General features: G+C 35.3%; 16 protein-coding genes. 4 read left to right on the top strand and 12 right to left on the bottom strand.

Translation table 11 applies throughout. The features are described 5' to 3' along the window. Positions 1-47 precede the first annotated feature (47 nt). The 5 genes from AC1RNE_RS15430 to AC1RNE_RS15410 all read right to left on the bottom strand — a co-directional run bounded on the left by AC1RNE_RS15430 (position 48) and on the right by AC1RNE_RS15410 (position 5,177). The gene (locus AC1RNE_RS15430; protein ID WP_492801995.1) at positions 48-506 is read right to left on the bottom strand and encodes a hypothetical protein; all 459 of its coding nucleotides are present in this window, start codon (positions 504-506) and stop codon (positions 48-50) included. A 171-nt stretch (positions 507-677) separates the two neighbouring features. After that, positions 678-2,225: a tetratricopeptide repeat protein gene (locus AC1RNE_RS15425; RefSeq protein WP_492801993.1), complete on the bottom strand. Its 1,548-nt coding sequence runs from the start codon at positions 2,223-2,225 to the stop codon at positions 678-680. 154 nt (positions 2,226-2,379) lie between these two features. Further along, positions 2,380-3,138: a zinc ribbon domain-containing protein gene (locus tag AC1RNE_RS15420; RefSeq protein ID WP_309912671.1), complete on the bottom strand. Its 759-nt coding sequence runs from the start codon at positions 3,136-3,138 to the stop codon at positions 2,380-2,382. A gap of 132 nt (positions 3,139-3,270) precedes the next feature. Further along, positions 3,271-4,368, bottom strand: coding sequence for a Nif3-like dinuclear metal center hexameric protein (locus tag AC1RNE_RS15415; protein ID WP_492801992.1), 1,098 nt, complete (start codon positions 4,366-4,368; stop codon positions 3,271-3,273). An 89-nt stretch (positions 4,369-4,457) separates the two neighbouring features. Further along, positions 4,458-5,177, bottom strand: coding sequence for a head GIN domain-containing protein (locus AC1RNE_RS15410; protein WP_492801991.1), 720 nt, complete (start codon positions 5,175-5,177; stop codon positions 4,458-4,460). 102 nt (positions 5,178-5,279) lie between these two features. Here AC1RNE_RS15410 and AC1RNE_RS15405 point away from each other — a divergent pair, with 102 nt between their 5' ends. The 3 genes from AC1RNE_RS15405 (at position 5,280) to AC1RNE_RS15395 (ending at position 6,506) form a co-directional block, all read left to right on the top strand. Then, on the top strand, positions 5,280-5,858 hold the full coding sequence (locus AC1RNE_RS15405) for an ATPase (RefSeq protein WP_492801989.1): 579 nt from the start codon (positions 5,280-5,282) through the stop codon (positions 5,856-5,858). Continuing rightward, the gene (locus AC1RNE_RS15400; protein WP_492801987.1) at positions 5,845-6,006 is read left to right on the top strand and encodes a DUF8506 family protein; all 162 of its coding nucleotides are present in this window, start codon (positions 5,845-5,847) and stop codon (positions 6,004-6,006) included. Before AC1RNE_RS15405 ends, AC1RNE_RS15400 begins: the two co-directional genes overlap by 14 nt. Positions 6,007-6,068: 62 nt before the next feature. Beyond that, positions 6,069-6,506, top strand: a complete 438-nt coding sequence (locus AC1RNE_RS15395; protein WP_492801985.1) for an NUDIX domain-containing protein — start codon at positions 6,069-6,071, stop codon at positions 6,504-6,506. Between the two features lie 68 nt (positions 6,507-6,574). On the opposite strand, the gene AC1RNE_RS15390 is transcribed toward AC1RNE_RS15395, so the two are convergent. The 7 genes from AC1RNE_RS15390 to AC1RNE_RS15360 all read right to left on the bottom strand — a co-directional run bounded on the left by AC1RNE_RS15390 (position 6,575) and on the right by AC1RNE_RS15360 (position 14,219). Continuing rightward, positions 6,575-7,084 (bottom strand): DUF1905 domain-containing protein, encoded by a 510-nt coding sequence (locus AC1RNE_RS15390; RefSeq protein ID WP_492801984.1) that lies wholly within the window; start codon positions 7,082-7,084, stop codon positions 6,575-6,577. A 206-nt stretch (positions 7,085-7,290) separates the two neighbouring features. Then, on the bottom strand, positions 7,291-10,308 hold the full coding sequence (locus AC1RNE_RS15385) for a hypothetical protein (RefSeq protein WP_492801983.1): 3,018 nt from the start codon (positions 10,306-10,308) through the stop codon (positions 7,291-7,293). Positions 10,309-10,479: 171 nt separating this feature from the next. Continuing rightward, positions 10,480-11,052, bottom strand: a complete 573-nt coding sequence (gene lpcA / locus AC1RNE_RS15380; RefSeq protein WP_492801981.1) for a D-sedoheptulose 7-phosphate isomerase — start codon at positions 11,050-11,052, stop codon at positions 10,480-10,482. 128 nt (positions 11,053-11,180) lie between these two features. After that, positions 11,181-11,963: a TPM domain-containing protein gene (locus AC1RNE_RS15375; RefSeq protein ID WP_492801980.1), complete on the bottom strand. Its 783-nt coding sequence runs from the start codon at positions 11,961-11,963 to the stop codon at positions 11,181-11,183. A gap of 46 nt (positions 11,964-12,009) precedes the next feature. Further along, positions 12,010-12,444, bottom strand: a complete 435-nt coding sequence (locus AC1RNE_RS15370) for a TPM domain-containing protein (protein WP_492801979.1) — start codon at positions 12,442-12,444, stop codon at positions 12,010-12,012. A 254-nt stretch (positions 12,445-12,698) separates the two neighbouring features. After that, positions 12,699-13,286, bottom strand: coding sequence for a LemA family protein (locus AC1RNE_RS15365; RefSeq protein ID WP_492801977.1), 588 nt, complete (start codon positions 13,284-13,286; stop codon positions 12,699-12,701). A 156-nt stretch (positions 13,287-13,442) separates the two neighbouring features. Continuing rightward, positions 13,443-14,219, bottom strand: coding sequence for a methyltransferase domain-containing protein (locus AC1RNE_RS15360; protein WP_492801975.1), 777 nt, complete (start codon positions 14,217-14,219; stop codon positions 13,443-13,445). A gap of 70 nt (positions 14,220-14,289) precedes the next feature. Here AC1RNE_RS15360 and AC1RNE_RS15355 point away from each other — a divergent pair, with 70 nt between their 5' ends. Next, positions 14,290-15,078 carry an SDR family oxidoreductase gene (locus AC1RNE_RS15355; RefSeq protein WP_492801974.1) on the top strand — a complete coding sequence of 263 codons (789 nt, stop codon included), beginning with the start codon at positions 14,290-14,292 and terminating at the stop codon, positions 15,076-15,078. Positions 15,079-15,118: the final 40 nt, after the last annotated feature.

Genomic DNA, 15,118 nt, shown 5'->3' with positions numbered 1-15,118 from the left:
TTGATCATGCTAGGGACTTTGTTTTTACCATTCTGTTGACCTTAAAATTATTTATTGCCTCCTCCGAAATGATATCCTACTCCTAACCATGCCCTAAAAGTACCCGCTGTTCCGTCATAATTCACATAAGGGCTTAATTCAAAGTTAATGCTTACTTTAGGTGTCTTTTCAAAAGGATACGAACGCATACCGACACTTCCAAAATAGCCTTTTACGACATCCTGTTTGTCGACAATGGCTGCTACAATTCCTAAATTCACTCCGCCACCAGCATAAATATTGGTGTTTTTAGTATAGCCAAGATTAACCATCAAAGCAGGTTCTGTATTCAAAGATGAAATAAAAGAATTCATCTGAAAACGGAAATCCATCCAAATAACTTTTGTAGGATTGGTAGCCACAGAAAGTTGATTACTGAATGGATAATAGCTGATAGCTTGTGCACTAACTTTTTGAGTAAAAAATTGTAAAATAAAGATTATTAAAAATAGCTTTAATAGTTTCATGAATTTGATTGTTAGGTTTTGATTATTTATTCTGTTAGTATATTTTATTTTCTTATTTATTTTCCGCAGATATTGCAGATTTCTTCGCTAATTTTCGCTGATACGCCTTATCAGCGAAAATCAGCGGGTATAATCTTTACAGCTAATATATCATTTGAAACTCCCCACTCCTCAATACCCTAATTCATTCAAAGCAGCTTTTGCTTTGTTATCTATAGAATTTTTATATTCGTGTTTTTTATAAGAAATAGCTTTTTCAAAATAGCTTTTTGCCTTTGTCTTCTCTCCTTTTGCCTGATAAATATAGCCCAATTGCAAAGCTGAACTAGCGCCAAAAGATACGTTCTGTTGTTCAGATAATACAATAGTACGTTCATAAAAAGGAATTGCTTGTTGAATATTGTTTGATAACTGCAAAATTCTTCCTTTTCGGTAGTTAAATTCCATTCGGTCTTGAATTAGTTCAAAATTGCCCTCAGAATATTTTTCTAAAATTACCAAAGCTTTGTCGTAAAAACCACCATCACAAGCCAAACGAGCTTTCATCAGGATTTTCTGACTAATAGGTTTTTTAGGATTATCTGTTAAAAAATTCTCAGCAAATTTAGTAGCGGCTTTGTCTGCTTCCACAATATTTTCTCCAGAACCCTTTACTCGCTCTAAAAAAGCTCGTCCTTTCGCATCTTCATTATTCAGCCAATAACAAAGAAATATTTTATAATAAGTATCTTTTACAAAGTTAAAGCCTTTGTATCGAGGCAAAAAACTTTGAAAGCCTTTTGATGCTAATTGGTATTGCCCCTTTTGCAGTAAAATATCTGCTTTGAGGTATTCCAGAAATGGAAATGCTACATATTCGTTTCCTTCAGGGCAGTTTTCGATGACATTATAAGCTACCTCGCTTTTACCTTCTTTCATTAAAGTAGTTGCTCCCAAAAACTGAAATAATAAATTATCTTGATGGTGATGGATAAAGTGCTGGAACTCACTGAGTTTTTTTGAATTGAATTTTAAAATGTAGGCATGAACAATATAATCAACCAACTGTGCTTCTGCACCAAAAATACTGTCTTTCTGAACAACATGCTGGATTTCACTTAACCCTAATTTTACATTGCCTTTTAGTCCAATTAGTTTAATAACCCACTGGTAATTTTCAGGAGTCGAGCCAATTAAAATATGAAGTAAACCTAATGATTTTTGATTGGACAGAAAGTCTGGAAATTCTTTAGCATTGGCTTCCAAAAGCTTGTAGGCTTTGATTATTTCCCAACTGCCTTTGGTTTCATGTCCGAATTTTAATTTCACAAAAGCGCTATGTAGGTGTATTTCTGCTTTTAGAAAACGTTGATAAGGAGATTTTTTATCTAGATTTTCGATAAAGTCTAATCGTTGGTCTTGATTGTCAATGAATTTTTCATAGAGCGATTTGTCTTCTGTTATCATCAACTCTATCAAATCTGCATAACTCTTTAAATAGGGATTCACGCCATTGACAGTCTTATCATTGGCCAAAATACTTCTACCACTGGCAAGCTTCAATTTCAAAATTTCTGAATACGCCTTTTGCATAGATGCATTCATATTGAAATCCGAGGATTTACCTTGAAAAGAAAACAACAAAGTATATATTCCAAAACATAGATAAATGATTTTGGAAATAAGTTTAGCAAACCTATTGGCAATAATATTAGGGAGGTTCAAAGAGGCTTGTATCATTGTAATAAATAAGTTTATTATCGTACAAACGAAATTTATGCAATAATATTTAATGGCTTTGTCTGCTATTATACTCAATAATCATTGGTTGATGAATATGAAAAAAGCCCATAACTACTATGTTACGGGCTTTTTTGATAGCAAACCTAAGGGCTTATTTTTTAGAAATGAAAACGATGTCTTCAACATCTGCCAAAATACGGCCGCAGTGTTCACAAACAATAATTCTTTTCTTGTCTTTAATATCAGCCTGACGTTGTGGTGGTACTGCACTAAAACAACCTCCACAAGCACCACGTTTTACTAAAACAACGGCTAAACCATTTGGATAATTTCCACGTAGTTTATCATAAGGGCGTAATAAACGTTCTTCAACGAATTTTACAGCCTTTTCACGATTGCTCATCAATTTTTGCTCGTCTTCTTCGCTTTCTGCAATCAAAACACTTAGTTCTTTTCTTTTTGCATCAAGGTCTTTTTTACGAGTATTCAAACGAGTTTCTGTTTCAGAAACGTCATCTTTTTTATTCAAAATCTTGAATTCAAATTCACGCGTACGCTTATCTGCTAATTCCATTTCAAGTTGTTGCAATTCAATTTCTTTAGAGATTGCATCATACTCACGGTTATTACGCACATTCATTTGTTGGTCTTTGTATTTATTTACCAACTTTTCAGCTTCTTTCTTTGCATTACGGTTTTTTGTAATGTCTTCTTCCAAAATAGCGATTTCTTTGTTGAATTTGCTAATACGGGTTTCAATACCAGCAACTTCATCTTCCAAATCACGTACTTCTTCGGGTAAATCGCCACGCATCTTTTTGATGCCATCCAAGGCTGAATCTATGTTTTGAAGCTTCAAAAGAGCTTCTAATTTCTGAGCAATGGTTGTTTCGGTTGCTACTGCTGCCATTGGTTATATTCGGTTTTATCTGTGTAACCGCTATCGGTATTAAGTTATTGTTGAAACGAGACTAAATATCGTCGATTTTACGGAAAGATAATTAATCTATTCGGCCCAATAACAAATCACTGATAACTAAATTCAAAAATACTGTACAGGGTTTGTATTGACCTGACTTTTGAGAACCGCAAAATTACTAAATTTTTCAGACAAATACCTAACAATTAACTCCTTTGTATAAACTTCTGATTCATAATGTCCTATATCGCAGATAATAATTTGATTTTCGGCATCAAAAAACTCGTGATATTTGTAATCTGCTGTAATAAACACGTCTGCCCCCTGTCGGATAGCATCTTTTAGCAAGAATCCACCCGCTCCTCCGCAAAGCGCAATTTTCTTAATTTCTTTGCCTAATAACGGGGTATGGCGAACCACTTTTAAATCCATTTTAGTTTTTAACACCTTCAGAAAATCAATTTCTGATAAACTTTCAGGCAACGTTGCGATAACGCCTGAGCCTACTTCTTGATTTTCGTTTTCTAAAATGCTTACATAATAAGCTACTTCTTCATAAGGATGTGCTTTTTTTAACGCTCTCAATATTTGAAACTCCTGATGTGTATCAAAAATTACTTCTATCCTATTTTCTGATACTTCTTCTGCTTCGTTCAAGGTTCCAATAAATGGGTCGGCACTACCCGAAGGGGTAAATCTTCCTGTTCCTTCTGTGGAAAAGCTACAGTTTTTATATTCTCCTATTTGTCCAGCCCCTGCGGTATGGAGTGCCTCTAATACTGCTTTGGTATTTTCGATGGGAACGAAGGTGACTAACTTCTTTAAGATTTGCTTTTTAGGCGAAAGGATGCTTACATTTTCTAAGCCCAACTTTTCAGCAATCATATAATTTACACCACCTTTTACACTATCTAAATTAGTATGTGTAGCATAAATAGCAATGTCATTTTTAATAGCTAACATTACAGCACGTTCCACATAATTCTTCCCATTAAAACGTTTCAATCCTTTAAAAACAATAGGATGATGTGCTACGATAAGGTTACAGTCACGCTTAATCGCTTCATGGATAATATCTTCGGTACAATCGAGCGTAGCCAATATTCCTGTAACAGTGGTTTCGGGCGACCCTACAATTAAACCTGCATTATCATAGCTTTCTTGGTAGGCTAGTGGTGCGAGTTGCTCTAAATAATTAGTAATATCTTTGATGCTTGGCATGAGCTCTATGTTATTGAAATTGGATACAGCCTCAAAAATAGAAAAGGAGCAACAATATATTGCCCCTTTTTATAATTTAGGGTTAGAAATTAATCTCTTTCAATTGAACTACCCCCAGAAACACTTCTTTCCAGTGTCGGTGTTCCTCTGTATCTTACATTGCTAGCATCCGAAGCCGATACTCTCAAAAACCGTAAGGCTGTTACTCTTACCCTACTTGCTCCCGAGACATCTAAGGTTTGTTCATCTGTAATAAAATTGAAGTTACTTACCTGAGAAGCCCCTGAGACAGAACCTATTACTTTTTCTCCATTTCCCTTCATTACCAATTGTGATGCTCCCGAAATGTCAAAATTTAAGTTCTGAGCATCCAAGTCTGTTTCCAATTTGGAAGCGCCAGAAAGATAAACAGTTAGGTTTTTGACAGAAAACCCTTCAACATAAGAATTGGAAGCACCATAAAAATCTACACTTCTCAACGTTGGCATCGTAATGTTGATATCCATATTGTATCTGCGACTTCTATAATTTATGTACTCAACATACAAAACGCCGTTTCGTAAATATACATCTAAATCATTAAGGTCTTCTTCATCACCAATGGCTTGTATCCCATAGTTATTCCCTTGGGAAACATTTACGTGAAAGGCACTTCCCATCTTTAATTGATCAAAGTTTTTTAAATAAAAAAACTCTTGTTGTTCTCGATAAGCAGGCAAAGGGTCTTCTATATGAATAAAACAGGACGAAAGCGAAGTAAGGATAAATAGCGATAAAGCCATTATTAAAGTTTTTTGCGAGGTTTTCATATAAATAAAGCGTTTAAGTTTTATGTTTGTTGAAGTATAGACAATAAGATATTCTTTCACCCCTATATAGTGCTAGATAATGATAATCTCTTCATAAAAGTAATGACGCCTAAAAATCTATATATTATTGCTGGATGTAATGGAGCTGGAAAAACAACTGCTTCATTCTATATTCTACCAAATGTGCTTGATTGTAAAGAGTTTGTCAATGCTGATGAAATTGCCAAGGGATTGTCACCATTTCAGCCAGAAAAAGTCAGCCTTGAAGCAGGGAAAATAATGCTCAATCGAATAGATGAATTATTGGAAAAGAATTTAGATTTTGCATTAGAAACGACTCTTTCATCAAAAGCTTACGCTAAAACCATTCAAAGAGCCCAGGGAAAAGGATATTTCGTTACACTTTTATTTTTTTGGCTAGAAAGCGTTGAGCTCGCAAAACAGAGAGTAAAAATTAGAGTAAGTGAAGGTGGACATAATATTCCTGAGGATGTTATAGAAAGACGCTATCAAAGAGGTATAAACAATTTATTTGAAACATATTTACCTTTGTGTGATAATACTATGCTTTTTGATAACTCAGATAAAATGCCTATTTTGGTTATGAAAAAAGTGAAAGATGAAGAAGTAGAAATAAGTGATTTCACAAAACTTAAAATTATCCAACATGGAAAAGTATAAAATCTTAGAATTACAAAATAGAATTGTTGAAGGCTTAAAAATATCAGCTTCTAAAATGATTGAAGCTAAGAAGAAAAACAATGGTAATTTGGTAATTTTTAATGATAACAAAATTAAAATTATCAATGCTAAGAAAGTTAAGATATAAAAATAATCATCCGTTTCATCTTTGATGATTATTTGCAAATTTAGTTGATAAAGAAATACCCTATGAAAGTACGCCCAAGTGTTGCAATTGTTGAAAATGAAAGAGTATTATTAATGCGTTATCGTTATGGTGATACAGATGTGTTTAATTTACCAGGTGGGAATGTAGACCCTGGAGAAACCCTCACAGATACACTTATTAGGGAATTACAAGAAGAATTAGGCATCCAAATAGCGGTGGCAGAAATGTTGGTAGCGGGTGAAGTGATATTACCTCAGCAAAAAACGGATGTGCTTCATTGTGTCTTCAAGGCTACTATTATTGATGGTACGCCTATTTTAAATCCTAAGGAAACCTCTGCCTTAGAAGTTGTTTGGCAACCGATTGCCACCTTAAAAAGCTTAGCGATGTACCCCAACATAGCGGAGGATTTGCAAACTATTCTAGAAGGGAATAAAGTAGTACAATACCTTGGTAGAATAGACCAAGAATGGTATTAAGAAAGTGTATAAGTCAAGATTTGATTTGAAGGGAGTTTTATCTATAATCGCCCTATTAGGTCTTGATTTTACTTTCCCAAGTCACGGAAATGTCTCAACATTTGTCCATAATCCATACCCATTGCTAGGCTCTGGACTGTCATTGCAATCCGTTTTGTTTTAGTTTCTATCGTTTTAGCCGATTCTATCCATTTACTATAATAAAACTGATGACTTTTGGGCATGGCATGAAAAGCTTTTGAGGCTTTTTCGTCATCTTCTAGGCAAAGTAATAGCTCCGCATTAATTGTCAGTTCACTTTTATCTTCTTCTAAACTTACTTGAACTGTCGCTCCCTCAACTTTTCGGATGCCTTTTCTGATGGTTGCGTTAATTGGTAAAATAAAGTCACCCTCTCCCATTGGGATAAGAGCTGTCAATTTTATTGAAAAATTATCTATTTTCCCTTTTACCCTAAAACTCACACGAGTATTTGCTTTAATCTGTTGAGCAATATCTGCAGGGATTTCAAAGTACGTCCAGCCCGTTTTCTCTCCTTTTTTATCAAACTTCTGAAGCAATGCTGAGAAAGTAATCATTTTGTTAGTAATTGGTAATTAGTGATTGGTGATTAGACCTAAGTAAAAGTTGTGAATTGTGAGTGATGAATTGTGAATTATCATTTGTCATTGCCTAACATACGATGCCTTGTTTAAGTATGTGCTTGCCTAAAATGGGTTGACGGTTTTATACTCATGTTTAATGTACTTAAAATTCTAATCACCAATCACTAATTACCAGTCACTTACACAGTATCTTTTTTTGCTGGTTTTATTTTGTTAAAAAGTCCATTTAATACACTTTTCTTTTGTTCCTCCAATAGCTTTTTAGCCCTATCAGCAGCTACTTTTTTAATACTATCAGCCGTAGCCTTGGCTTTGGCTTCCATGGCATCTTTGTCTAGAATTACTTGCGATGGCAAACCATCTTTTTTAACATTTAGTTTTTCTAAGAGTTTATCTTTCTGTTCATTAATTTGTGCCTGTAAAGTAGCTTTTGCTACATCCTTTAATGAATTAGCGGTGCTACTTCCATTGAAACCAAAAACTGGATTTTTAAGATTTCCACCCAATTGTAAATCGAATTTTACTCTGTCAGCACCTTGTAGACTTTTGCCAGTCCATTTTTGAAATACATTCCCAAAAGCCTCGCCAATTTTCCCTGAAGGTACGTCCATCTGTAAATTATAATCCATTGAACCCGTCAGACCATGACGACCACTAGCTGTTATTTTATAATCGTCAAACTTAATATCAAAAGGCTTTACAGCAAATGTTCCATCTTTTATTTCAAACTGCATTAACAAATTGCTCAGCTTACTATTTTTTAAATTAGCAATTTTGGTAGTTTCAATCAATTTCTGAATTAATGGATTGCTCTCAGAAATTGTTGCTTGTAACACTTTCATCAAACCATCTCCACTCAAGGTGTTCAATTTGGGCATCATATCTTGTCCCAATTCTCCTCCTATTTGCATTTTAGAGGTTACATTACCAATTAAGTATTGAGCTACAGGCATCAAATATTTTACAATATTCAAATGTTGATAAGCCTGTGCAATCTCTACGTTTTCAAGGTTCAACGCAAAGTCAAATAATGGGTGAGCCAAATTTGAGGTATTATAAGTACCATTAGTAGTAAATTTTCCACCCAATGATTGAAAAGCCACATTTTGCATTTTTACAGCACCGTTCCCAACCACTAAAGCACCTTTGATATTTTGCAATTTCATCATACTGTATTGAGCTTCGCCAATATCAGAATCCAGTACTAATTCAATATTTTTAGGAATTTCAACTACTTGTAAAGGGGCAGAGGTTCCTGCAGTACCTGCCACTGGTTTAGGACTATCAGTCATCCATTCATTTACATTGAACTTCTGCGATTTTACGTTCATTTTACCTTTTACAGTACCATTGTTTAAGGCATAGTCCATGTAATTGGTAAATGTCCCATCAGCAACAAAATCACTTGTCCCCAAAAAGCCTTTTGCATTAGTCACTTTAATAGCCGTTGGGGTAAAAGTCATATCAGCTGAAGTAACTTTTACACCTTGTGGATATTCTTTTGACACAAATTCAAACCCTTGCATAGTAGCCTTTCCAAAAGTTGGCAAGCTAGCATAACGTTTGGCTTTAACATCCGACATTTTTCCTTTGGTTTCGATATCAGCATCGATTTTCCCCTTCAAAGTCATATCAGCCAAGGGATATATTTTCGTAATCTTCGTTAAATCTATTTTGCCTTTGGCTTTAATATCCCAATTATAATTCTCGAAGTTTTCTATCACACCATTAGCCGTAAAAGGTTCTCCATCTAATACCATCTTCAATTCAGTGATTGCCAAACGCGTAGAGGCTAAAGCAGCGTTTGTATTAACTAAATTAGCTTTTACGTTCAAGTCTTGAATAGGTTCTGGGAATTTATCAGACTTTATGTAGCCATTTACCAAACTCATTACTGCATTTACCTGCGGAAAAGCTTTGGTAACGGTATCATAAGTACCTTTAGCCTTTAAATCCATGCTATATAAACCACGCATTGCTAAACCTTTCATCGGGAATATCTGTCCTATTTGCTGTAAATCTATTTTAGCTACTACGTCAGCATCTACTTTAGACTTTACTAAACCTTCTATCAAAGCACGAGCATTGATTGGATTTTTACCCAAATTCAGGTTAAACTTTTTAATATTTAATACCGAATTATTAAGGTCGTTGGTGGTATTACTTGCCTTAAAATCGAGATTGATTCCTGTAACCGCAGTAGGTAAATCGGGATACTGAAACATGGCATTTTCTACCAATAAATTGAAGGCATAGGTAGGAAACGAAGTGGCATTCATGGTTCCTTTTACAAAACCATCGAATTTCATCTTACCATCAGCATCAACATCTTTAAACTTGTCAGTATAGATATTAGGCACTAATGAAAGTAAATTTTTAAAGGTGTTTTCTGGTGAGCCATAGGTGATATCTAATACAATATTTGAGGTATCAGGCATGGCTACTGAGCCATCAAAATTGAGGGTAAAATCATTGATTTTCCAAGTGTTTTTAGTGAACGTGTACTTATTTTTAGCTTGGTCGATATTAATCTTCATATCGGCCGACAACGTTTTTTCATGCAAGTACTCCGTTCCTCCGTAGCTAATTGAGGCTTTTCCTATTTGTGTATTAGTCGTCAAATCATAGATTTCTGAACCGATATTTCCTGAGCCTTCGTGGCTAATATTTTGAAGTAATACAAAAGTATTTTTCAACCTATCATCATACGTAATTTGTCCGTCTGTCAATTTCCAAGAGTCAATTCCTACATTAAAATTACTTTTAGTTTTTGTTTCTTCTTGTTGAACCTGTAGTGAGTCTGTTCTATAAATATCATAATTGGCAGAGCCGTCAGGTAATACTTTAATCAGAATTTTGGGACTTTCAATAGCGATATAATTAATCGCTACTTTATCGCCAGAAATAATTGATTTTAAATCTGCTGCCAATGAAAACTCTTTTGCTTGAATCAAAGTATCACTTGAAAATGGCGAGTAGCCCACTACACCAAAGTCTTTCAGAGAAATCGTTAAGGCAGGGAAATGTTTGAAAAAAGACAAGTCGAAATCGTTATAATAAACTTTTGCCTTTACTTTTTTCTGAATTTCTTGATTTACTTTCGCTTGGATAGTATCCTTAAAAAAGAAAGGAACAGCAAAAAGAATTACTGAAAATAAAGTAATAATTGATAGAAGAATAATTAAGACTTTTTTCATGGTTTCTATAGACTTTAGGGTTTTTCTTTTGGCACTGACTTGAGGACTTAAGGACTATAAGACTCAAGCACTATATATTTTTAAAGACTAAATGTATTACATATAGATTTAGTCTTTAAATCTTATCTAAAGTCCTTTAGTCTTACAGTCATTAAGTCCTCAAATCTTAAACTAAATTACCAACTTTTCAATCAATAAAATCAAAATATGAATTACTTTGATGTGTACTTCTTGGATGCGGTCGGCGTAGCCGAAATGTGGTACTCTGATTTCAACATCTGCTTTACCTGCTAATTTCCCACCATCTTTCCCAGTTAGCAATACAATTTTCATGCCTTTGGCTTTTGCAGCTTCTACGGCTTTGATAATGTTCGCAGAATTCCCACTTGTAGAAATTCCCAATAATACATCTCCCTTATTTCCTAAGCCTTCAATAAATCGAGAAAAGATATGGTCGAATCCATAATCGTTACTTACGCAAGAAATATGGGAAACATCTGAAATAGCAATCGCTGCTAATGAACGGCGGTCGTCACGATAACGCCCCGACAATTCTTCGGCAAAGTGCATGGCATCACAATGTGAGCCACCGTTTCCACAAGAAATCACTTTATTTCCTGAACGAATGGCCTCTGCCATTATTTCGGCAGCCTCCTGAATATCAGCAAGATTCTTTGGATTTGCAATAAAATTTTGAAGTACTATTTGTGCTTCATTAAGTTCTTGGGCAATAATATCAATCACGAATTTTCTGTTTTTATTTTACTAATCTTTCAAAATTACAAAACATTACTTGAAACTTCTTGTACTAGCCTACTAAATAGAAAAGGCCTCGTCGAAACGAAGCCTTTTGAATACATATTTATTTTTTCTTAATAGTCTCCGCCAGCACCACCACCGCCAAAGTCGCCACCACCAAAGCCACCAAAGTCGAAGCCACCTCCGCCTCCACTATTTCCAGAGTGTCCTCCGCCAAAACCACCTCCAGTAAAGATGATTGGACCGCCCCAGCCACCACTATTGAAGCCACCACCTCCGCCACCACCTCGTCTATTACGAGCAACGATGATAAGTACTACGATTACCAATACAAAAACTATCGCTAAAAAACCAAAAGGACTTCCACTATCGTCTTTAGGGTCGGCTTTGTATTCACCAGAAGCCCTTTTCATCATTTCGGTAGTAGCCTCATCCAATCCTTGATACCATAATCCAGCCTTAAAATTTGGAGATAATATCTTGTTGATAATTCTTTTGGCAATGGCATCTGTAATAGTCGCTTCCATGCCACGGCCTGTCACGATTCTGATTTTACGGGTATCGGTTGCCCATAACAGTACCAGACCATTGTTTTTATCTTTCTGTCCTACGCCCCAATCTTTGGCAATTTTCATCGCAAAATCATAAGGGTCAGATTCGCCTGTATTTTTTACAATGACAATGGTTAGCTGTGTAGACGTGGAATCTGCATATCCTCTAAGTTTTTGTTCTAATGATTCGCGTTCGGTACTACTTAAAATACTTGCGTAGTCATTAACCAACCTTTGTGGACTCGGTTTGGCAGGTATATCCTGAGCGTGCAAGACAAAATGTACAGACAATAGTGATAAACTAAAGAAAGTACAAAGTATATAAATTGAAAGTTTCTTAAACATCTTCATAAAAAAATCCCTTCCCTTTACAGAAAAGGTTTGGGCTTATTTATCCAAACGAAATTTCGTCTGGTAATTCATTCGTGTCATCTTTCTGATAAGGAAAATAATGTTTTAATTGCTCGCCAGCCAAGTGGATAGCCTTGATAAAACCTTCGGTAAAAAGTCCTTGTGAAAAATGGCTTCTTAACAATTCTTTTGTTGTTTCCCAGAAGTCGTCAGGCACAACCTTATCAATTCCTTTATCACCTATTACAGCAAATTTTCGGTCGTCAACGGCCAAATAAAAAAGCACCCCATTTTGTTGTGCAGTGTTGGTCATACCAATAGTTTGGAATACTTCGGCGGCTCTGTCTAACACATTAGGATGAGGGCAATTCTGTTCGATGTGTAATCGAATTTCGCCAGAACTATTCAATTCTGCCGCCTGTATGGCCTTTACAATCTGTACTTTTTGCTCTTCATTAAAAAAGTTCTGAGGCATAACATTGAGTGATTGAGTGAGTTGTGAATTAGTGATTGTTTTTTTAGTTGTGAGTTAGTGAATTGTGATTTTTTCAATAAGTGAATTATGATTTAGTGATTTTATGAATATTAAATTCACAATTCACTAACTGACAATTCACAACTAAATCAATCACTAATTCGCTCAATCATTAACTCACTAAATAGCACAAGGCGAAAAGCGAAGATTGATATTGCTTCCTGCTTTTCGCCTTGTACTATTTCATCGAAAAACTATTTACTAAAATCAACCGTTGGCATTTTTGATGCACCTGCGTCGGCTTCAAAATAGCCTTTCGTTGTAAATCCAGAGAAGCTTGCAATTAAGCTATTCGGAAAAGTAACAATTTTGTTGTTATACCCTTTTACAGTATCATTAAAACGATCACGTTCTTCCTTGATACGGTTTTCTGTACCTTCTAATTGTGACTGTAATTCAGAGAAATTTTCAGTAGCTTTCAATTCAGGATATTTCTCTGCTACGACCATTAAACGAGATAACGAGCCTGACAATTGGCTTTGAGCCTCTTGATATTTCTTCATATTTTCAGGTGTTAAATCCTTCGCATCTAATTTAATTTGTGTAGCACTTGCCCGTGCGTTGATGACAGCGGTAAGTGTCTCTTTTTCAAAGTTTGCTACCCCTTTTACTGTATTTACCAAAGTTGGAATCAAATCTGCACGACGTTGATAAGCAGTTTGTACCTTCGCCCAAGCCGCTTCAACCTCCTGATTTTCTGTCGCCATGCCGTTTCTGACACCAATACCCCAGAATAACAATAATGCAGCAACGCCTAATCCAATAAGAAGTCCTTTTGACATAGTTTTAATTAATTAATGTGAATATGTGATGTAATACAGTGGTAAAATAATTATGCCATTGCGTATTACTGTTTCAAATGTAGATATTTTTTTAACGCTTAAACTACTTCTATGCTGAATATTTGATTTTTGAATGTGAACGGTTAAAATATCATTTCATTTATTATTGTCCTCACAAAACAAAACCACTTCCCAACGAAAAGCCCATTTCCACTTGATAGAATAATTCGTAAAGCCTGCTTGATGGATAATGGTTTCTAAATCTGTTTTTCGGAAAGCTCGCCAAACGGATAGCTTGGCATCGTTTTTTACCAAGTATGATTTTAAGAATAGTTTGGTAATCCAAGCAATAGAATGATAGGCAAACCAATGGCGATGAATATCATTAATAACAATAGCTAGGCGACTTTGTTGTTTGAGTTGCTTAAATAGTTGTATCAAACTTTCATTATCAAAATGATGACAAAATAATGTCATTGTTACAATATCAAAAGAATGTTGCTGAAATTCTTCTGAAAAAATATTCTGATATAAATACTGGATTTCAGGAAATTGAACCGTCCTTTTTGTAGCAAATTTTATCATAAAATCATTGGCATCAATTCCTATCAATGCAGCTTTTATCTGTTTCTTCTTTGCCCACTTTGCTATTACCATCAGCATATCGCCTCCACCACAGCCCAAATCAGCTATTTTATAGGTTGATTTTTGATTAGTCAAATTGTTGAAGACAGTCTCAAGTCCACTAATCGTTACTTGATTACCTCCTAAATATTTATTGATGATAGCCAGTTCTTCCAAATTTTGTCTGAGGGCATCATTATCTAAATCTAAGTCGTCAATCAGTTCTTTTTCTGTACTTCTAAATGATAAATCTGGCATATCTTTGTTGTGAATACTCATCGTTCTACTCATGCCATGACTTTGAGTCATGGCATGAGTATTCGCCACATGGGCAAAGTGAAAAGTAAAAATAGTTTAATATATTTAATTTCCTCAAATCATGAATTTAGATTTAACCCATAAAAATGCCATTGTTTGTGGCAGTACCCAAGGACTTGGTCGTGCTTCGGCCATTGAGCTTGCACTGCTAGGTGCTAACGTAACTTTAGTAGCCCGTAACGAGAGTACACTCAAGGAAACTCTTCAAAGCCTAGATAGTTCAAAAGGACAACAACATTCTTATTTCGTAGCTGATTTTTCTAAACCTGATGAAGTAAAAGTAGGTATCGAAAAACACCTTGAAGCCAATCCCGTAGTTCATATATTGGTTAACAATACAGGAGGTCCTGCAGGTGGCGCTATCATAGATGCCAAGATTGAGGAGTTTACACAAGCTTTTTCCAACCATTTAATCTGTAATCATATTTTGGTGCAAGCCTGTGTTCCAAGTATGAAATCAGCAGGTTTTGGTAGAATCATCAATGTAATTTCTACTTCGGTAAAACAGCCCATTAATGGTTTAGGAGTATCTAATACTACTCGTGGAGCAGTAGCTTCATGGTCAAAAACCTTGGCAAATGAATTGGGACAATTTGGTATTACCGTGAATAATGTATTGCCAGGTTATACTAAAACAGCACGCTTAGATTTTGTGGTAAATTCTCGAGCCAATTCAGCAGGAGTGGAAAAAGATGCGATGGAAAAAGTTTTTCAAGCGGATATTCCAGCAGGGAGATTCGGCGAAGCAGAAGAATTTGGAGCAGCTGTAGCATTTTTGTGTAGTCCAGCAGCAGCTTATATTAATGGTGTTAACTTACCTGTAGATGGTGGGCGATTGAGCTGCATGTAAAGAGGAAAATGTCTCAAATAGAGAATTAGTATTCAAGTCT

The organism is Arcicella sp. GW822-FHT02H01 (genome assembly GCF_058802005.1).
The sequence above is the reverse complement of the archived record's forward strand: the minus strand, read 5'-3'. Positions and strand labels throughout refer to the sequence as shown.